23 protein-coding genes are annotated in these 20218 nt (G+C 36.0%); 10 read left to right on the forward strand and 13 right to left on the reverse strand.

Going from position 1 to position 20218, the window contains the following annotated elements:
- Positions 1–152 precede the first annotated feature (152 nt).
- The 9 genes from NAT51_RS06030 to recF all read right to left on the reverse strand — a co-directional run bounded on the left by NAT51_RS06030 (position 153) and on the right by recF (position 7954).
- Positions 153–1397, reverse strand: coding sequence for an MFS transporter (locus NAT51_RS06030; RefSeq protein ID WP_250596519.1), 1245 nt, complete (start codon positions 1395–1397; stop codon positions 153–155).
- Positions 1398–1470: 73 nt separating this feature from the next.
- Entirely contained in the window at positions 1471–2019 is a 549-nt protein-coding gene (locus tag NAT51_RS06035; protein ID WP_250596521.1) for an RNA polymerase sigma factor, read from the reverse strand.
- On the reverse strand, positions 2010–3122 hold the full coding sequence (locus tag NAT51_RS06040) for a glycosyltransferase (RefSeq protein WP_250596523.1): 1113 nt from the start codon (positions 3120–3122) through the stop codon (positions 2010–2012). Before NAT51_RS06040 ends, NAT51_RS06035 begins: the two co-directional genes overlap by 10 nt.
- 61 nt (positions 3123–3183) lie before the next feature.
- A complete protein-coding gene (locus NAT51_RS06045) occupies positions 3184–3804 on the reverse strand; it encodes an FMN-binding negative transcriptional regulator (protein ID WP_250596531.1) in 621 nt (206 codons plus the stop codon).
- A gap of 2 nt (positions 3805–3806) precedes the next feature.
- Positions 3807–4400, reverse strand: a complete 594-nt coding sequence (locus NAT51_RS06050; RefSeq protein WP_250596533.1) for a hypothetical protein — start codon at positions 4398–4400, stop codon at positions 3807–3809.
- 19 nt (positions 4401–4419) lie between these two features.
- The gene (murB, locus tag NAT51_RS06055) at positions 4420–5433 is read right to left on the reverse strand and encodes a UDP-N-acetylmuramate dehydrogenase (protein ID WP_250596535.1); all 1014 of its coding nucleotides are present in this window, start codon (positions 5431–5433) and stop codon (positions 4420–4422) included.
- Positions 5434–5473: 40 nt separating this feature from the next.
- Positions 5474–6148, reverse strand: a complete 675-nt coding sequence (locus tag NAT51_RS06060; protein ID WP_250596538.1) for a DUF2461 domain-containing protein — start codon at positions 6146–6148, stop codon at positions 5474–5476.
- Positions 6148–6846: a thioredoxin gene (trxA, locus tag NAT51_RS06065; RefSeq protein ID WP_250596540.1), complete on the reverse strand. Its 699-nt coding sequence runs from the start codon at positions 6844–6846 to the stop codon at positions 6148–6150. Before trxA ends, NAT51_RS06060 begins: the two co-directional genes overlap by 1 nt.
- A gap of 28 nt (positions 6847–6874) precedes the next feature.
- Entirely contained in the window at positions 6875–7954 is a 1080-nt protein-coding gene (recF, locus tag NAT51_RS06070; RefSeq protein ID WP_250596547.1) for a DNA replication/repair protein RecF, read from the reverse strand.
- 129 nt (positions 7955–8083) lie between these two features.
- Here recF and NAT51_RS06075 point away from each other — a divergent pair, with 129 nt between their 5' ends.
- The 4 genes from NAT51_RS06075 (at position 8084) to NAT51_RS06090 (ending at position 11133) form a co-directional block, all read left to right on the forward strand.
- Positions 8084–8875: a tetratricopeptide repeat protein gene (locus tag NAT51_RS06075; RefSeq protein WP_250596549.1), complete on the forward strand. Its 792-nt coding sequence runs from the start codon at positions 8084–8086 to the stop codon at positions 8873–8875.
- A 49-nt stretch (positions 8876–8924) separates the two neighbouring features.
- The gene (gene ribH / locus NAT51_RS06080) at positions 8925–9413 is read left to right on the forward strand and encodes a 6,7-dimethyl-8-ribityllumazine synthase (RefSeq protein ID WP_250596551.1); all 489 of its coding nucleotides are present in this window, start codon (positions 8925–8927) and stop codon (positions 9411–9413) included.
- Between the two features lie 76 nt (positions 9414–9489).
- Positions 9490–10308 carry a 23S rRNA pseudouridine(2604) synthase RluF gene (gene rluF, locus NAT51_RS06085; protein ID WP_250596553.1) on the forward strand — a complete coding sequence of 273 codons (819 nt, stop codon included), beginning with the start codon at positions 9490–9492 and terminating at the stop codon, positions 10306–10308.
- Positions 10309–10356: 48 nt separating this feature from the next.
- Positions 10357–11133 (forward strand): hypothetical protein, encoded by a 777-nt coding sequence (locus tag NAT51_RS06090; RefSeq protein WP_250596555.1) that lies wholly within the window; start codon positions 10357–10359, stop codon positions 11131–11133.
- Between the two features lie 41 nt (positions 11134–11174).
- On the opposite strand, the gene NAT51_RS06095 is transcribed toward NAT51_RS06090, so the two are convergent.
- Positions 11175–12731 (reverse strand): NAD(P)/FAD-dependent oxidoreductase, encoded by a 1557-nt coding sequence (locus NAT51_RS06095; protein WP_250596557.1) that lies wholly within the window; start codon positions 12729–12731, stop codon positions 11175–11177.
- 134 nt (positions 12732–12865) lie between these two features.
- Here NAT51_RS06095 and NAT51_RS06100 point away from each other — a divergent pair, with 134 nt between their 5' ends.
- A complete protein-coding gene (locus NAT51_RS06100) occupies positions 12866–13102 on the forward strand; it encodes a hypothetical protein (protein WP_250596559.1) in 237 nt (78 codons plus the stop codon).
- Positions 13103–13146: 44 nt separating this feature from the next.
- Here NAT51_RS06100 and recQ read toward each other — a convergent pair whose 3' ends face one another.
- Positions 13147–15342: a DNA helicase RecQ gene (recQ, locus tag NAT51_RS06105; protein WP_250596561.1), complete on the reverse strand. Its 2196-nt coding sequence runs from the start codon at positions 15340–15342 to the stop codon at positions 13147–13149.
- 83 nt (positions 15343–15425) lie between these two features.
- Between recQ and NAT51_RS06110 the strand changes: the two genes are divergently transcribed.
- The 5 genes from NAT51_RS06110 to NAT51_RS06130 all read left to right on the forward strand — a co-directional run bounded on the left by NAT51_RS06110 (position 15426) and on the right by NAT51_RS06130 (position 18615).
- Positions 15426–16391: a KpsF/GutQ family sugar-phosphate isomerase gene (locus NAT51_RS06110; RefSeq protein ID WP_250596562.1), complete on the forward strand. Its 966-nt coding sequence runs from the start codon at positions 15426–15428 to the stop codon at positions 16389–16391.
- Between the two features lies 1 nt (position 16392).
- Positions 16393–17223: a twin-arginine translocase subunit TatC gene (gene tatC / locus NAT51_RS06115; RefSeq protein ID WP_250596564.1), complete on the forward strand. Its 831-nt coding sequence runs from the start codon at positions 16393–16395 to the stop codon at positions 17221–17223.
- The gene (locus NAT51_RS06120) at positions 17198–17548 is read left to right on the forward strand and encodes a carboxymuconolactone decarboxylase family protein (protein ID WP_250596566.1); all 351 of its coding nucleotides are present in this window, start codon (positions 17198–17200) and stop codon (positions 17546–17548) included. Before tatC ends, NAT51_RS06120 begins: the two co-directional genes overlap by 26 nt.
- A gap of 90 nt (positions 17549–17638) precedes the next feature.
- Positions 17639–18379: an LPS export ABC transporter ATP-binding protein gene (gene lptB, locus NAT51_RS06125; protein WP_250596568.1), complete on the forward strand. Its 741-nt coding sequence runs from the start codon at positions 17639–17641 to the stop codon at positions 18377–18379.
- An 11-nt stretch (positions 18380–18390) separates the two neighbouring features.
- Entirely contained in the window at positions 18391–18615 is a 225-nt protein-coding gene (locus tag NAT51_RS06130) for a DUF5808 domain-containing protein (protein ID WP_250596575.1), read from the forward strand.
- A 2-nt stretch (positions 18616–18617) separates the two neighbouring features.
- Here the strand turns inward: NAT51_RS06130 and NAT51_RS06135 are convergent, their stop codons facing one another.
- Both NAT51_RS06135 and NAT51_RS06140 read right to left on the reverse strand, forming a co-directional pair.
- Positions 18618–19466, reverse strand: coding sequence for a glycoside hydrolase family 25 protein (locus tag NAT51_RS06135; RefSeq protein ID WP_250596577.1), 849 nt, complete (start codon positions 19464–19466; stop codon positions 18618–18620).
- Entirely contained in the window at positions 19466–20182 is a 717-nt protein-coding gene (locus NAT51_RS06140) for a CDP-alcohol phosphatidyltransferase family protein (RefSeq protein WP_250596579.1), read from the reverse strand. The genes NAT51_RS06135 and NAT51_RS06140 overlap by 1 nt, the downstream gene beginning before the upstream one ends.
- Between the last annotated feature and the right edge of the window lie 36 nt (positions 20183–20218).

The raw sequence follows: 20218 nt of genomic DNA on the forward strand, positions 1-20218 counted from the left end.
CAACTAAAAAAAAGGAAAAACAATGGAAAAGAGAAGGGTGTATTTCCCCTGAAATAATCACCAAATCTGATGAAGAAAAAAATAGTATAAAAAATCCCCCTATGAAATCAATCATAGAGGGATTTAACAATTCATATGAAATGAATATTAGATTATTCTATAAAGTCAAGATCCTTGTTGTGTGTTTCTTTTATTGTAAGTGTTGAATATATTCCTAATATAAAAGCAATTAATCCGATTATAGTTGCTGCTACGATAACTCCGCTACCTTTCTTAAAAAAATCAAATCCCATCAACATCAAAGGAACCAACCCCCTAACCATATTAGGTATGGTAGTCGTGGCAGTACTTCTGATATTTGTACCGAATTGTTCAGCTGCCACAGTCACAAACATCGCCCAATATCCGGTTCCCAATCCTAACCAGGCACAATAGAAATAATACATATTCTCCGAATTTGTTCCTCCATACAACAACAGAATCACACCTACAACCGTAAATAACATCATGTATAAGATAGCTTTCTTGCGGGAACTCAACGCATGTGAAATGAATCCGCTGGCAAAATCACCAATAGAAATCCCAACATAACCCCACATAATAGCTTTTCCGGGAACTATATCCTGAATTCCCAATGCGGGTGCAAACTGATTAGCCATTACTGCCAGAATCCCAATACAGAACCAAGTTGGCAAACCAATAGCAATACATTTTAAATAACGCAAAAGACGTTCTCCATTAGTAAAAAAAGAAATAAAATTCCCTTTAGACACATTGCTTTCTTTTTCTATATCCTTATAAATCCCCGATTCTACAACTCCAACACGTAAAAACAGCAACAGCAGTCCTAAAGTACCACCGATAAAATAAGCAGTGGTCCAACTGCCTGCTAATTCAACTGAAAGTTGTGCAACCACAGCTCCCATCAATCCAAAACCCGCAACTATTGAAGTTCCAATCGCCCTTAGCTCTTTTGGCAATGATTCGGATACTAAAGTAATACCCGCTCCCAATTCACCAGCCAAACCAATACCGGCAATAAAACGCAGCAAAGCATATACTGTTGTTTTGTCATCCATAGGAAATTGCGGAAGAAATCCACACGCAATGTTAGCAAGAGAATATACAATAATGGAACCAAAAAGAACGGAAAGTCGTCCTTTTTTATCTCCCAAAACACCCCAAAGTATGCCACCTAATAGCAATCCAAACATTTGACAGTTCATAATCAAAGTTCCTGAGATATCAGGGTTCAACCCTAGATCTTTAAGACTTGGCACTCTTACAATACCGAAGAGTAGTAAATCGTAAATATCAACAAAGTAACCTAAGGCAGCTACAATTACAGGTAAAGAAAATAGATGTTTGAGTTTTTCCTGGTTAGAGAAAGTTTGCATTGTTTTTGGTTTTTGGCCAAAGATAAAAATTCAGGTTAGAGATTCGCAAACCTTTAAGACAAATATTGATAAATTAACCGTTTTTGATAATTTCAGCCAATAGCTTTTTAGCCCTGAGCAATTTAATTTTCACATTATTCAATGGTTCATTAAGTTCATCAGCAATTTCCTGATAACTCATCTCCTGAAAATATCGCATTTGAATGACTTCCTGATAAGCAGGCTTCAGTTCTTTAATATACTGAAGAAGGCGGTTTAAGTTTTGCTCTGTAATTATCTGATCCTCGGCTGAAGGCGAATCATCAGCAATACCATAAGCGATATCATCTTCTTCATCGGTGATATCTATAAAAAGTGACGATTTTTTCTTTCGGAGTAAATCGATGTGCACATTTTTAGCAATAGCAATTAACCAAGTATTAAATTGGTACTCAGGATTGTAAGTAGCAATTTTATCAAAAGCTTTCGAAAAAGTTTCAATGGTTATATCCTCCGCATCTGTTTCATTTTCGGTCCGCAATAACATAAATCCATAGACTTCACTCCAATATTTGTCAAGCAAATACGTAAATGCCACTTGGTCCCCGCGAATGGCCTTATCGATGTATTTTTTTATTTCCAAGTAACTGGTTTTGAAAAAATGTTTCTAAAAAACACGTTTATTTGTGTGAAGATAAGAATAATTTCCAAAATAGGATACCAATACATCACGTCTTTTTCTTCCAATTTCCCTGCAGAGAATCCCAAAGAAATCCAAGAAGCGATATACCTGAACCCTATAGCTCCCAAAACGATTATCCATTGGAATTGAAGTAACAATAACGGAATTGGTAAGATAAAAAAGAAAAGTTGGGTACAATAAAACAACGCCAACTGTGATTTATCAAATCCTTTATAATACTTTGCAGTAGAAACATGGCGTCTTTTTTGCATAAACCATGCACCGAAAGATTCTTTTGCTCTTGAATATGTAAATCCTTCCGGATTGAAAGATATGGCAGTTTTTGCTTTAGTAGACGCTTCATTTATAAACAAATCATCGTCACCTGAACGTAATTTCATGTGGTTGATAAACCCGTTTACTTTAAAAAACTCTTCTCTTTTATAAGCCAAATTACGTCCAACGCCCATATAAGGCTTTCCAATTTTAGCCCATCCGAAGTATTGTGTAGCTGTCAATAAAGTTTCAAAACGGATTAATTTATTTAAGAACCCCGGTTCTTTTTCATAAGCTCCGTATCCTAAAACAAATGTTTTGTGCATGGTAAAATGTGAAGTCATTTCGGCAATCCATTCTGTTGAAGCCGGATAGCAATCAGCATCTGTAAACAATAAATACTCTTTGGTAGCCGCTTTGATCCCTAAAGTCAAGGCAAATTTCTTATTCCCCCAGAAAGCTTCGTTATTTTCAACTTTAACCAATTTTAAATTAGCATGTCTTGTCTGAAAATCTTCAATCAAAGCGATTGTTTCATCACTTGAAGCATCATCAATCACAACAACTTCATAGCTTGGGTAATCCTGATTTAATAAAAGCGGGAGGTAATTTTTAATATTTTCCTCCTCATTTTTAGCACAGACAATTACAGAAACCGATATGTGTTTCGGAGCTATTTTTTCATTTTTAGCAAATGAGAACTTACCAAAAATCAATAGGTAATACACCGCCTGAATGGCGACCACAGCTAAGAAAACGATAAGTAAAACAAGTAAAAATTGCTCCATAAACTTCATTCAAATTTTGGCGCAAAGGTAGTAAAAAAGTTATCAGTTTACAGAATTAGCCTTACAGATTTGTTCTGTTTTTTCGCATTTCGTCAGCAACTTCCTGATCATCCGTCCGACCCGATTTTTCTAAATGACCAATAATATTTTTATAGTTTTTATCATCGCGGTTTTGCGACATTTTTTTCACGGCCTGGATTTCGGTTACATTGATTTCAAAAGCAAGAATACCACGTGCCTGCATCATGGTTTTTCGGGAAAGCTCTTCAACCCTCATCGGATTTTCCTGATTTTTCTCATACTTATTCACCAATTTTATCAAAGAAGCTACTGATTCATCATAATCCAGCAACCGAAGTTTTCCATACACATGTACGGCAATATAATTCCATGTGGGCACATTTTCATGATCATACCAGGAAGGCGAAATATAAGTATGCGGTCCATTAAAAATAGCCAAAACCTCTTGTCCGTCTTTAAAATGAACTGCCTGCGGATTTTCTCTTGCGATATGTCCGCCCAAAACAACCGAATTGTCAGAAGCAACTTCAAGGAATAAAGGCGTATGCGTTCCCCAAAGTTTACCGTTTGTTTGATTAATCAAAATAGCAAAACCGTTCTCATTCAAAAATTGACGGATTTCTTCTTGGTTTTCGTTTTTAAAAAGATCAGGAATATACATAATTAACGGGGTGTCATTGTTCTTACAAAAGAGTCTTTCATATGCAATCGGGCAATCCAGATTTTGGATTTATTCGGATTAACTTCTATTTTTTCCAAAATCCCACCTGATCTTACATTTTTACCTATATAGTCTTCCGGATTTTGTTTTTCGGAAAAAGAAAAATACTCAAAGAAAAGGATGTTCACTTTTTGCTTATTGTTAGTAATCACCATAGCTCTTTGCTTTCCATCGTCTTCAACAAACTTAATTGAATTAGAGGCCATATCTTCAGAAGATACACAAGGATGTGCTGCCATAACCAATCTTTTACCCACAAATCTATCAGAATGCTTAACAAAATCTTCATAACTCATCTGATCAACAGTAACCATACCTGCCGAAGCATACAGATTCATATAAGACACAATCCCTCTTAAATCTGAAGAATCATCAACAGTCTTACTCAGAATTTCATTAGATTTCTCAAATACTTCCTTATAATTTTCATTCTGAACAAAAGGAATAAGCAATTTGAAATCTTCATAAGTCACAGTCTGTGAATAAACATTAACCGATACAAATAGGGAAACAAAAAGAAAAAAAAACTTTTCCATCTACAGTAACTCTTAGAAATTAAATAATGTTAACCTCTGCTTGAATTGCAATGGTATATTTTTCAAAAATTGTTTTCTGGATTTCTTTGGACAGATTTACAATTTCTGCACCAGTAGCATTCCCGTAATTGACCAAAACAAGCGCTTGGTTTTTGTGAACTCCCGCATCACCGATTCGCATTCCTTTAAAACCGGCCTGTTCAATAAGCCAACCGGCAGGAACCTTCACTTCTGTTGGTGAAACCACATAATACTTCATTTCGGGAAATTGTAGATGTATTTTTTCAAAATGCTCCTTTGTTATCACCGGATTTTTGAAAAAACTACCACTGTTACCCAATTCCTTCGGATCAGGCAATTTACTTTGACGGATTGCAATCACCGCATTACTAACATCTTTTATAGTTGGTTCTGTAATATTATTTTTTTCCAGTTCTTTGGTAATATCACCATAAGAAATATTGACTTTATGATTCTTTTTGGTCAATTTAAAAACAACTGAAGTAATGATGTATTGATCTTTTACCTCCTGTTTAAAAATACTCTCACGGTAACCGAAATTACATTCTTCACGATTAAAAGTCCTCATTTCACGCGTCGCGATATGCATGGCATCACACGAAACAAAAGTATCTTTGATTTCAGCGCCGTATGCACCTATATTCTGAACCGGTGTTGTTCCCACATTTCCCGGAATCAGCGACATATTTTCCAATCCACCGAAATTATTTTCAATGTTCCAAAGCACAAATTCATGCCAGTTTTCACCAGCCTGCCCTTCAACCCAGACAAAATTTTCGTCTTCTTTGACAACCTTCTTCCCTTTCAAGTCAATATGAACAACCAAAGCATCAACATCCTGGGTCAAAAGCATATTACTGCCACCACCGAGAACAAATTTTTTCTTTGTATCGTTTTCTTCAAGCACTTCTTTCAAATCGGCCACCGAATGCACTGCAACAAATTCTTTTGCCTTAGCATCGATACCAAATGTGTTGTATTTTTTAAGAGAGAAATTAGGTTTAATTTCCATGAAATTATATGAATTGTGAATTATAAAATATGATAGCAGACTATTCTTCTGTTTCTAATCCGCGGTTTAAAAAGTCATTCAATGGTTTGATCAAAATCAGCTTTTCGGCAATTTTTTGGGCAAAATCCTTGTCCAAAAACAATTTATCATCAATTTTTTGGGAAACGGTAAAACTTTTCAGTTTTAAAAATTCGATTGCAGGATGATTTGCTTCATAGCCTTTAGGCGCCGATTTCAATACATTACCTTCTTCAACATCGATCGCACCAAATTCCTTTTTAAAAACCTTATCTTCGACTACTTTTTCAAGATCATCATGAAAGAAAGCGATTTCCTTTCTGATTTTCTTCAGATCTTCTGCTTCAGGACACCAAATACCTCCGGCCACAAACGAATTCCCTTTTTCATAATGCACATAATAACCTGCGCTGTTTTTACGGTTCCGGTTAGTCGTCATCCAAATCCCCATATTGGTTTTATAAGGCGATTTATCCTTCGAAAAACGAATATCCCTGTTAATCCTAAACGTACAATTTTTAACTTCAAGTTGATCTAAAGTTGGATCCAATGGCTTCATTTTTCCCAAAACTTCAGCAATCAACTGATGATAATCCTTTTTATATGATTCGTAGCGTTTCTTATTTTCATGCATCCATTCGGTTGCATTATTATTTTTGAGATCTTCTAAAAACTGAATAGCTTCTTTGGTAAACATTATAGCTTTGCTTTTAAGTCGGCTTCATTGATAAATCCTAAATTCTTCCAGATTTCTTCACCTTTTTTATACAAAATAAGCGTTGGCAATCCTTGTATTTGTAATTGTTGCGCCAGTTCCTGATTTTTATCGGCATCAATTTTAATGATAACCAATTCATCTTTCAACTCAGCTTTCATTTTCTCCATGTAAGGAGCCATTTTTTTACATGGACCACACCATTCGGCATAAAAATCGATCAATACCTTTTTATCAGATTTTACTAATTTTTGGTACTGTTCCAAAGTAATACCTTCATTATTCTTAACCGGCTTTCCTAATCCCGAAGCATTCCATTTCGTGATGCCGCCTTCCATATTATATACTTCTTTGAAACCTAATTCAGCCAAATGATTAGCTGCTTTGGAGCTTCTTCCTCCTGCCAGACAATAAACATAAACCGGTTTGTTTTTATCCAACTGCGCTACTTCTTTATCAAACCCCGTATGGTTGATATTTATATTCATGGCATTATCCAAATGCTGGACACTGAATTCTTCAGGAGTTCTTACATCTAAAAGTTGGGCGCTGCCAGAAGCTGCTATTTTTTCAGCAAAAACTTTAGGTTCTAAATTAGTCACAGCTTTATCATTTTGTCCTTTACAAGCTGTAAATACAGCCGAAACCATAATTAAAGTACTTAAAATTACATTCTTCATTTTTAAAAAATTTATGCTAAGATATAAATTAAATATTGAAAATCTTATAGCTCTGATGTGTCTGTTTCACAATACTTTCAGTACGTTCAGGATGTGTATCTGAAATAAACAATTGACCAAAACTATCATTATCAACCATGGAAACAATCTTTGAAACCCTTACTTCATCCAATTTATCAAAAATATCATCAAATAAAAGAATAGGTTTTTCCCCACTTTGGTTTTTCACAAACTCAAACTGAGCCAATTTCAAAGCAATCAAAAATGATTTTTGCTGGCCTTGAGAGCCAAATTTTTTGATTGGATAATTTTCTATTTCGAAAGACAGGTCATCCTTATGACTTCCCACACTGGTGTATTGCAGCGCCCTGTCTTTATTAATTGCTTCTTTCAAAAGAGTATTCAAATCCAGCTCCTGTAACTGACTTTCATAAACCAACTGTACTTTTTCGGACGAATTGGAAATATCCTGATAATAAGTATTGAAAATTGGAATAAACTGAGAGAGAAATTCTTTTCTTTTATTAAAAATACGCGTCCCGGATTCAGCAAGTTGCTCATTATAGATTTCGAGCGTTTCAATTTCAAAAACCCGGTTTAGCGCAAAATATTTCAACAGTGCATTCCGTTGCATGAGTACTTTCTGGTAATAAATCAGATCCTGTAAATACAAAGGATCCAATTGCGAAATTACACTATCCATAAACTTTCTGCGTGTTTCACTCCCTTCCCTGATCAAATCGGCATCAGTGGGAGAAATAATCACCAAAGGAATAAAGCCCATATGATCCGAGAATTTCTCATACAATTTACCGTTTCTCTTGAGAATTTTTTTCTGTCCTTTTTTCAGACTGCACAAAATTTGCTCCGTACGGTTTTGCTTTTCAAACTCACCATCAATTACAAAAAAATCCTCTCCGTGCTTTATATTCTGGACAGCAAGCGAATTAAAATAACTTTTTCCGAATGCCAAATGATAAATTGCATCCAGAATATTAGTTTTTCCAACACCGTTTTTTCCCACAAAACAATTAATTTTATGCTCAAATTCGAAATGAACTTCATCGAAATTTTTAAAATTTAATGCTGAAATTTTTTTTAAGTACATAAAATACTGTCAATTGTGAGTTCGCAAACAAAGTCGCTAAAGTGCACGCAAATTATTAAAAATATAGTAAAAACTTGTTTTGTTTCTCAATAAAAATTTTATTTTTGCACCTCACTAATTAAAATACAAATGGCAACATATAATAAAAGAGGATACAAAGCTCCGAAACCAGAAGCTGAAAAGGTAGAAAATGTAGCTGATTTAGAAAATGAAATCACTATCGAGGAAAAAGACAGCACAACTGCTAATGTATTCAACACTTTAGACGAAACAGCTTCAAAAACTGAAGAGTTCGTTGCTAAAAACCAGAATATCATTTTAGGGGTAGTTGGTGGAATCGCTTTATTGGTTGCCGGTTACTTATTATACCAAAAATTTATCGCAGGTCCTGCAGAAAATAATGCTGCAAGCGATATGTATCAGGCCCAAAAATATTTCCAACAGGCAGTTGATGCTCCTGAAGCAAGCGATTCCTTATACAATTTAGCTTTAAACGGTGGAGACGGGAAACAAGGTTTTCTTGACATCGTTAAAAACCACGGCGGTTCTGATGCAGGCAATTTAGCGAACTATTATGCAGGTATTGCTTTTTTAAACACTAAGAAATTTGACAAAGCAATCGAACATTTGTCAGATTTCTCTACAAAAGACGAATTTGTAAATGCTTTGGCTATTGGAGCTATCGGTGATGCTAAATCTGAATTAAACAAACCGGAAGAAGCATTAGAATATTATGCTAAAGCTGCCGAAAGTACTAAAAACGAAGTAACAACTCCACGTTTCTTATTAAAAGCCGGCCAAGTTGCTTTAACATTAGGCAAAAAAGAAGATGCTTTAAAATATTTTACCCAAATTAAAGAAAACTATGAAGACACCCAAGAAGGTCAAAACATAGATGCTTTAATTGGATTAGCACAATAATTAGTCAGCAATAAGGTAAGCATTATTTGCATACCGAAAACCAGATAAAATGGCTACAGAAAATAAAAATTTATCAAATTACGATAAAAACACAATCCCAAACGCGAAAGATTTTCGGTTTGGGATTGTTGTTTCAGAATGGAACGAAGAAATTACTGAAGGATTATTCAAAGGTGCGGAAGCAGCTCTTTTAGATTGCGGTACACTTTCACAAAACATCGTCAGATGGAATGTTCCGGGAAGCTTTGAATTAGTTTACGGAGCTAAAAAAATGATTGAAACACAACAAGTAGACTGTGTAATAACCATCGGCTGTGTAATTAAAGGAGAAACCATGCATTTCGAATTTGTTTGTGAAGGCGTCACACAAGGCATAAAAGATTTAAATATCCAAACCGATATTCCAGTAATTTTCTGCCTTTTAACAGACAATACCATGCAACAATCCATCGACCGCAGTGGAGGCAAACACGGAAACAAAGGCACCGAAGCAGCTATTGCAGCAATCAAAATGGCTGACTTAAGAAGAAAAGCATAATTTCAATTAACATTCAATATAAATCACTAAAACCTGCAAACAAAGCAGGTTTTATTTTTTTCAATACCTTTGCAAAATGGAAGACAATAAAACCCGAATCAATAAATTCCTTTCCGAAACCGGCTATTGCTCACGCCGTGAAGCCGACAAACTTCTGGAACAGGGACGCATTACCATTAATGGAAAAACACCTGAATTAGGAACAAAAGTTTCCCTTGAGGACGAAATACGCGTTGACGGGAAATTAATACGGGAAAAAACATCAAAACCGGTTTATCTGGCCTTCAACAAACCTGCTGGTATCGAATGCACCACCAATCAAAACGTTAAAAACAATATTGTTGATTATATCAACTACCCCAAACGTATTTTCCCTATCGGCCGCTTGGACAAAGCCAGTGAAGGCTTAATTTTTATGACTGATGACGGCGACATTGTCAACAAGATTTTACGTGCACGCAACAACCACGAAAAAGAATACATTGTAACGGTTAACAAACCAATAACAGACCGCTTTATTCAGAGAATGGGCAATGGTGTACCAATTTTAGATACAGTAACACGAAAGTGCAAAGTAGAACAGGTAAGCAAACTTGTCTTCAAAATCATTTTGACACAGGGATTAAACAGACAAATCAGACGTATGTGTGAATATCTGGGTTATGAAGTTACCGCATTGAAACGCACACGTATTATCAACATTTCACTCGACGTAGCTTTAGGACGTTACCGTGATCTGACAGATACTGAAATCAAAGAGCTAAACACTTTAATTGCTCCTTCAAGTAAAACAGAAGAAGCAAGCCTCCCAAAAACATCAGACAGTACGATTTCGCAACACAAAAAAAATAATTCGGCCCCATCAAACCGTAAAAGAAGTTTTAATAGGGATTAATTCTTAAATTGGACTTACAAACCCTAATTAACAAACAATTAAAAACACATGAAATCCCACCTAACACTTTTTTTATTATTAGCCAATATTGCAGTCAATGCGAGATTTAGTAAAGCAACAATCCTTTTTAATGATGGGCACACTGAAACAGGATTGGTAAGATCATTTCTTGAACAAAGAATTTTAACCGCCGGCTATAGCACTAATTTAGAACATGAACTTAACCTGGATGACAAAATTGTCAAATTTAAAGTTTCGGAAAATGCAGAAGTAAAGGATTTATCAATAGACGACATTAAACAAATAACATTGTTGTATGAGAACAATTATACCGCTGTGTACAGAGTTTTGGCATTAAAAGAAATTGACAACAAAGGAAACCTAAGAGATAAATCCCTAAAAGTTTTTCTACCCTTGCTAAAAGAAGGAAAAATCAACATTTATGGATTGCGTTACTCTGGCAGAGACAGCTCAGGTTCATTTCAGGAAGAAGCTTTTTATTATCAAAACGCTAAAGACGATTACGCCATCAATTATTATAATGTAGGTCTGTTTTCCCTTTTCAGCATGAAAGAAAGGATCTTGAACCCTTTCAGACAACTTTTCAGTGATTGTCCTTCCGCTGTAACTGAAATTGAAAACATGGAAAAAAAATTCCTGTCATCAACAAAAGAGGACCTCAAAGCTTCGAGAGAAGAACAAAAACAACTAACAAAAGAATTCAATAACCTAAGTAAAGAAGAAAAAAAAGATCTTTTAAAAATTCATCATTACAAATTCAACATGTTTGAAAAAATGATAAGTCATTACGAAAAATGTCAGTAAATGAAACAATAAAAAAGCCTGAAAAATTTCAGGCTTTTTTATTATATACTTTCTGCGCATTTAATCGCACATTTTTCACCATCAATTGCAGCAGAGATAATTCCACCAGCATATCCGGCTCCTTCCCCACACGGATACAAACCCTTTACTTCCAAATGTTCCAAAGTATATGGATCACGCGGGATTCTCACCGGTGATGAAGTTCTGCTTTCAGGCGCATGTAAAATAGCGTCATTCGTATAATATCCTTTCATTGATTTCCCAAACTGTACAAATCCTTCCCGCATAATCTGGGTCAGAAATCCTGGAAAAACCTCTCCTAACTCAACCGATGTCGTTCCCGGAACATACGATGTTTTCGGAATATCACTTGAAACTTTGTTTTGTGTAAAATCAACCAATCGCTGTGCAGGAACTTTTTGACTTTCCCCCGCAAGATGCCATGCCCTTTGTTCGATTGCTTTTTGAAATTCCATACCTGCCAAAGCACCGTGCTTAGCGAAAGGTTTAAAATCTTCCAATTTCAATTCGACCACTATTCCTGAATTTGCAGTTACCTGATCACGCTTTGACGGAGACCAGCCATTGGTTACCACTTCGCCCGGACTTGTAGCACAGGGTGCAATAACACCTCCAGGACACATACAGAAAGAATACATTCCCCGGCCATTAACTTGCTTCACAATAGAATAGGGTGCCGGAGGAAGAAATTCTCCTCTAAAATCACAGGAATACTGAATACTGTCAATAAGGCTTTGCGGATGTTCAGCACGTACACCCAATGCAAATGGTTTTGCTTCAATTAATATTTTCTTCCTGTCCAGTAATTCAAAAACATCACGTGCCGAATGACCGGTTGCCAAAATAATTTTTTTTGCTTCAATTACATCACCGTTCTGGATTGTTACCCCTTGCACTTCATTATTTTTAACAACAATATCAGTTACACGGGTTTCAAACAGGACTTTTCCGCCAAATTCAATAATCTTCTCACGGATATCCTGGATAATTTGTGGCAATTTATTAGTACCGATGTGTGGATGTGCCTCTACCAAAATATCTGATGTTGCCCCGAAAGCCACCAATAACTTCAAAATACGATCTACATCACCTCTTTTTTTTGACCGGGTATATAGTTTTCCATCCGAATAAGTTCCGGCTCCACCTTCTCCAAAACAATAATTGGAATCTTCATTCACAATTCCGTCACGGTTAATCGCTTTCAAATCTCTGCGTCGTCCACGAACGTCTTTTCCACGCTCGATAACTATTGGTTTTAATCCCAACTCGATCAATTGCAAAGCTGCAAACAAACCTGCAGGTCCGGCACCAACAACAATAACTTCCTGTGCATTTTCCACATTTTTATAATCCGGTAATTCAGCCGTCTCTTCAACAACTTTTTCATCCTGAAAGAAAACAACGATTTTTAAATTGATTTTGATTGCTTTCTGACGCGCATCTATTGATCTTTTTAAAATTGTTATATGTTTAATTTCTGCACTTTTGGTTTGCATTAACTTAGCAACATGTTCTTTCAGCAAGATATCATTTAAAGCTGTTTCGGGAGTCACCTGTATTTGTAATTCGTTTGGCATTTACACAGATTCTTTTAATTGGATTTTTATTTCTAAAGGAATTAGCCGCAAAATTAGTAATTTAAAGCGATTTTTTATCCAAATGAAGCTGTCAACTTGTAACTTTACGGGATCACAATAAGTCATTCTAATTTATGCAACGCCAAATTAAACTCATTTGGGATTTCCGGGGACCTGCCGCAGCCAAAACTGCAGAACATCATGAAATCCATTTAAAAGAATATATAGTCATCGAAAAATTCCCAATAAACATAACAGGATTTGAAATCATCAATGATATGCATGCCATAGCTTTTATGGTCGTGGATGACACTAATATGATTCAGGTGCGTGATGCTTTAAAACCACATCGGGGAGAAATATTTGAATAAAAAAACCGTAAATCAATTACGGTTTTTCATATTTTTTTAAAAGATTAATTAGCAACTTCACTAATAAACTGGATACGCATTAAACGCAATTCTTCCGTATCATAGTCCCCATCGAACTCATCCAAGGCATCCTGGATTTTATCTGAATGCGATTCCATGAAATAGTCGTGAATTTCTTCCTGTTGGTCATCATCAAGAATATCGTCCAGCCAGTACTTGATATTAAGCTTGGTTCCGGAATATACAATCTGTTCCATTTCCTTTAGCAAGGCATCCATATCCAAACCTTTGGCCTTAGCGATATCATCCAACGGAAGTTTCCGGTCGATATTCTGGATAATATACAATTTCAATGCCGAATTTGCACCGGTAGATTTAACCACCATGTCGTCCGGACGGATTATATCGTTATCTTCAACATAACGGGCAATCAGTTCCACAAATTCTTTACCATATTTTTTAGCTTTCCCTTCTCCAACACCATGAACATTACTTAATTCATCAATGGTAATTGGATATTTAAGCGCCATATCTTCAAGCGAAGGCTCCTGAAATACTACAAATGGGGGAACTCCTAATTTTTTTGCGACTTTTTTACGCAAATCCATCAACATGGCCATCAAGGCTTCATCAGCTGTTCCGGAAGATTTAGAAGCCGTTACAATTGCTTCATCTTCCGTTTCATTGTACTCATGATCTTCCGTCATCATGAATGACTGAGGACTTTTGATAAATTCGTGACCTTTTTCAGTAACTTTTAAAACACCATAGCTCTCAATATCTTTGGACAACAACCCGTCAACCAAAATCTGACGGATTAATGCCATCCAGTATTTCTCTTCAAAATCTTTTCCTTTACCGAAAAACTTCTGAGCGTCAGTACGGTGTGCTTTTATTGTTGCATTAACCTTTCCGATTAACGTCAATACAACTTCTTTTGGTTTGTATAATTCTTTAGTATCCCGGATTACTTCCAATAAAATCACAACCTGATCCTTAGCTTCCACTTTTTTCTTCGGATTACGGACATTATCATCCATATCCCCGCCTTCTCCTGTGACATTATCAAATTCTTCTCCAAAATAATGGAGCAAAAATTTACGTCTTGACAAAGAAGTTTCAGCATATGAAACCACTTCCTGAAGCAGTGCGAAGCCAACTTCCTGTTCAGCAACAGGCTTCCCGGCCATAAACTTCTCTAACTTTTCCACATCTTTATAAGAGTAGTAGGCTAAACAATGACCTTCTCCTCCATCGCGTCCTGCACGTCCGGTTTCCTGGTAGTAACTTTCAAGCGACTTGGGAATATCGTGATGGATTACAAAACGCACATCCGGCTTATCAATTCCCATACCGAATGCAATTGTTGCCACTACGACATCCACATCTTCCATCAAAAACATATCCTGATGTTTTGCTCTTGTCTTGGCATCCAAACCCGCATGATAAGGAACCGCGGAAATTCCGTTTACCTGTAAAACCTGTGCAATTTCTTCAACCTTTTTACGGGATAAACAATAAATAACACCTGATTTTCCTTTATGCTGTTTGATAAAACGGATTATATCGCCTTCAACGTTTTTGGTTTTGGTGCGTACTTCATAAAATAAATTTGGACGGTTGAATGAAGCCTTGAACGTATTAGCATCACTCATATCAAGATTTTTAAGAATGTCTTCCTGAACTTTTGGAGTTGCCGTAGCCGTTAAACCAATGATCGGAACATCTCCTAAAGCTTTGATTATATTGCGTAAATTTCTGTATTCGGGTCTAAAATCATGTCCCCATTCAGAGATACAATGTGCTTCATCGATTGCCACAAAAGATAATTTTTCATTACGCAGAAACTCAACATATTCTTCTTTTGTCAAAGATTCCGGTGCAACATAGAGCAATTTAGTTAACCCTGACGAAATATCTTTTTTTACCTGATTAATTTCAGTTTTGGTCAAAGAAGAGTTCAAAACATGGGCAATTCCAAATTCAGAACCCAAACTGCGCAAAGCATCCACCTGGTTTTTCATCAAAGCAATCAGCGGTGAAACCACAATAGCAGTTCCGTCCTGAATTAATGCCGGTAATTGATAGCACAATGACTTTCCACCACCTGTAGGCATGATGACAAATGTATTTTTTCCTGAAACGATGCTCCGAACCACTTGTTCCTGAAGTCCTTTGAACTGGTCGAAACCAAAATATTTTTTTAATTCCTTATGAATATCAATTTCGTGTGAATTCATTCTATAATCGAGGTATTTTTATAAATTTGCACTTATAAAGATACAAATTTCTTTTTCACACACAAATTTAAAACTATTCTGTTTTGATATCAAAAGAAAATATTTTGGCAAGCGCCAAAAAAACCATCTTATCGCAAAGTGAATCGATAGCACAATTAGTAAATTACTTATCTGGGGACTTTGCAAAATCTGTTGAACTGATATATAATTGCAAAGGAAGACTAGTGGTTACCGGAATTGGAAAAAGCGCCATCATTGCACAAAAAATGGTTGCCACGTTCAATTCAACCGGAACTCCCAGTATGTTTTTACACGCAGCAGAAGCCATCCACGGCGACCTTGGAATGGTACAATCTGACGATGTAATCATCTGCATTTCAAAAAGCGGCAACAGTCCAGAAATCAAGGTATTGGTTCCGCTATTAAAGCGTTATGGCAATCCATTAATTGGAATGACTGCTAATTTAACTTCCTTTTTGGGCAAAGAATCCGATTTGGTTTTAAATGCTTTTGTGGAAAAAGAATCCTGTCCAAACAATTTAGCCCCTACCAACAGTACAACTGCACAATTAGTCCTTGGTGATGCATTAGCTGTCAGTTTGATGGAAATGAGAAACTTCAGAAGTGAGGATTTTGCCAAATACCATCCCGGTGGCGCTTTAGGAAAAAAATTATTACTCCGCGTTACCGATATGCTGGACAGAACACACAAACCAATGGTTTCACCTACAACATCGATAAAAGATGTTATTGTTGAAATTTCAGAAAAACGTTTAGGTGTTACTGCCGTAATTGAAGAAGGAAAATTAATCGGAATCATCACTGACGGAGACATCCGAAGAATGCTCAACAAGAATGAAACTATTTCGGGATTGATTGCCAAAGATATTATGACCGTAAATCCTAAAACAGTCCAACTCAACTCAATGGTAGTAGACGCATTCAACACCATGGAGAATTTTTCAATTACACAAATGGTTGTAGAAGATGAAAACGAATACGTAGGCATCTTGCACATTCACGATATTTTAAAAGAAGGAATTATATAAAATGGCTAAGAAAAGTTTAAGCGAAATGTCATTTCTGGATCATCTTGAAGAATTAAGATGGTTATTGGTAAGAAGTTCAATTGCAATTGTAATATTGGCAGTTGCGGTGTATTTTGTTTCAGATTATATTTTTGAAGAAATCATTTTCGGCCCTACAAAAGTCGATTTTATCACCTACCGTTTCTTCTGTGACGCCTCACATTACTTAGGTTTTGCAGAAACAATCTGTATTGAGGAATTACCATTCACCATTCAAAACACAACCATGGAAGGCCAGGTTAATGTTTTTGTATGGACCTGTATCACAGCCGGCTTCATCTTAGGATTCCCTTATCTTTTATGGGAAGTGTGGAAATTCATCAGTCCGGCATTATATGAGAGCGAACGTAAATATGCAAAAGTATTCGTACTTACCGCATCATTACTCTTTTTCATCGGAGTATTGTTTGGTTATTATGTGATAGTACCAATGTCTGTTAATTTCGTGGCAACCTTTTCAGTGGCTGATGTGGTAAAAAACGAATTCAATCTGGAATCGTACATCAGTATGATCAAAACCTCAGTAATTGCAGGTGGTTTATTCTTTGAATTACCCATCATCATCTATTTACTGACCAAATTAGGATTGGTAACTCCAACCTTCTTACAAAACACCCGAAAATACGCAGTAGTTATAGTATTAATCATAGCTGCCATCGTAACACCTCCGGATGTTGTAAGTCAGGTTACCGTAGCAGTACCAATGCTTTTGATATACGAAATAAGTATTCTGATTTCTAAATTTGTAGTAAAAAAACAAGAAAAAAATGAGCAACTTAGTACAAGAGTTTAACGACTATCGTTCAAAAATGAACGAAAAATTATTGGCTGACGACAACAAAGTCATCAAGCGCATTTTCAATTTAGACACCAACACGTATGCAGAAGGTGCTTTGGATGTAAAAACAAAAGAATTACTGGGTTTAGTAGCCTCGGCAGTATTACGTTGTGATGATTGTATCAAATATCACTTGGAAACCTGTTATAAATTAGGGATCAACAGAAAAGAAATGATGGAAGCCATGAGTGTTGCGACTTTAGTTGGCGGAACAATCGTAATTCCGCATTTGAGAAGAGCTTATGAATTTTGGGAAGCACTCGAAGAATCAGGACAGTAAGCCAACAAAAACAAAACTAAATAATTGTTAATTCAGCTAACTGATTATCCAGTTATTCGTTAATTTGCAAAAATCCAGTAACTTAAGAAAATGATATTAAGAGCAGATAATTTAATCAAAACCTACAAAAAAAGAACGGTTGTTAAAGGTATTTCGGTTGAAGTAAACCAAGGTGAAATCGTAGGATTATTAGGTCCGAACGGTGCCGGGAAAACAACTTCCTTTTACATGATTGTAGGATTGGTAAAACCAAATTCAGGAAATATTTACCTCGATGACATGAACATCACCGATTTCCCGATGTACAAACGCGCCCAAAACGGTATTGGTTATCTTGCTCAGGAAGCTTCTGTTTTCAGAAAAATGACAATTGAAGACAATATCATGAGTGTACTGCAATTGACAAATTTGACCAAACAGGAACAGGAAGCCAAAATGGAAGATTTAATCAATGAATTTTCCTTAGGACATATCCGCACAAACCGTGGTGACTTACTTTCAGGTGGTGAGCGTCGCCGTACTGAAATTGCACGTTGTTTGGCAACCGATCCGAAATTTATCCTTTTGGACGAACCATTCGCAGGAGTTGACCCTGTTGCAGTGGAGGATATTCAGCGTATTGTCGCCAAATTAAAAAATAAAAACATCGGAATTTTGATTACCGACCATAACGTACAGGAAACCCTTGCCATCACCGATAAAACCTACTTAATGTTTGAAGGTGGAATTCTGAAAGCCGGTGTTCCGGAAGAATTGGTTGAAGACGAAATGGTACGCCGCGTTTATCTTGGACAAAACTTTGAATTAAGAAGAACAAAAATTGAATTTTAACAATTCTTTTCATGAAACCTTCAAAAGAACAGATTGAACAATGGCATAATGATCCCAAAAACTGGAAATGGGGATCAATTTATTACAATCCGGAAGATCCGAGAGGATGGGTAAATAAAAGAATTGAATGGATGGGATGGACTGTGAATTTTGCCAACAGAAAAGGTGTCAGCATATTCCTTACTATTACAGTGATTATTATCTTAATAATGGTGTTTTTACCTAAGAAGAGCTAAAATCATTTAATCAACAATTCTTTCATCTCAACTGAAGTTCCGTTATAGATATTAATATCAACCGGGCCTTTTATACCGTGTATCTTACCGGTTTCGGTAAATTGCCACAAAGACCATTCATCATCAATATCTTTATAAAAAGCAGTATAATTGGCAATCCAAAAAGGATATGTCTCAAAATCATCGCGGAGAAAATCTTCATAATAACTTTCACTACTGTAAATAATAGGTTTCACCCCATAATGCGCTTCAACCTTTTCAAGCCATCGCTTTAATCCGACTTTCAAACGTTCAATTGATTGCTCCTTCGGTAATTTTTCAATATCCAGAACCGGTGGAAAATCACCTTCTACCAACGTAACCTGTTTGATAAAGTTATCGGCCTGTTCTATGGAATTTTCATTGGGACGGTAATAATGGTAAGCACCACAAATCAATCCTTTTTCTTTGGCTTTCTTCCAGTACTTTTTAAACTTATAATCAGCCCTGTCGTTACCCACACTTGCACGTATAAAAACGAATTCTATGGGATAACCGCCTTCAATTTCTTTCAATTCATCCCAATCCACTTTATCCTGATACTCCGAAATATCAATCCCAAACGATTTTTCAATATGTGTATCCAAAACCTTATCTATTGGCATGGACCGGGCTTCGGCAAAAAGAATCTTATCGGTGGTAAACCCAAGATACTTAACTAATATATTTTTTTGACTGTATACAAAAGCAATAAATCCGAACGTCAGCAATAACTTAAAAAAAAGTGAACTTGAGAAAAAAGAAGGTTTGGAATCAGCTTTTTTCTTCGGTATTGGTTTTCTGGATACAGGCTTTCGTTTTTGTGCTGGCATTAACCTTGTTTTTTGGCAAAAAAGTTATTAAAAACAGAAGTCAAGACATACAATAAAATCACCAAAGTAACTCCCAGATAACGGAATAAAACCAATAATATAACCGACGCTAAAAGAAAGAATATCTGCAATGAATTTTTCTGAAAACTGAAATTTTTCACTTTCAAAGAAAACAAAGGAACTTCAGCATTCATGATAAAAGCACTCAAAAGGCAAATCACGACAAGTACCCATGGATTGCCTAAAATTTCATTTACAAGATTTATATTTCCATATAAAACCACTAGTGGAATACTGATAATAAACAAAGCATTCGCCGGTGTTGGCAAACCGATGAAAGAATCGGTCTGACGTGTATCAATATTAAAATTCGCCAAACGGAAACAAGCACCCAAAGTCACTACAAACCCAACATAAGGCAGGAAAGAAAATACTTCGGCATCATAGCGCATACTTTTAAGGAACTGAAACATGACCAATCCAGGAGCAACTCCGCTTGTTACCATATCAGCCAAAGAATCCAACTGCAAACCCAACTCACTTTGAACTTTGAACAAACGGGCAAAAAATCCGTCAAAAAAATCAAGAAAAATACCTAAACACACAAACAGAAAAGCCCATTCGAATTGATCCTGTGATGCATAAACAACAGCCACACAGCCGCAAAAAAGATTCAAAAGCGTAATTACATTGGGGATTTGAGATTTAACAGACATAAAATAAGTTTTAAATGGTATTTTTACCCGACAAAT

The organism is Flavobacterium amniphilum, assembly GCF_023634845.1.
GTDB lineage: Bacteria > Bacteroidota > Bacteroidia > Flavobacteriales > Flavobacteriaceae > Flavobacterium > Flavobacterium amniphilum.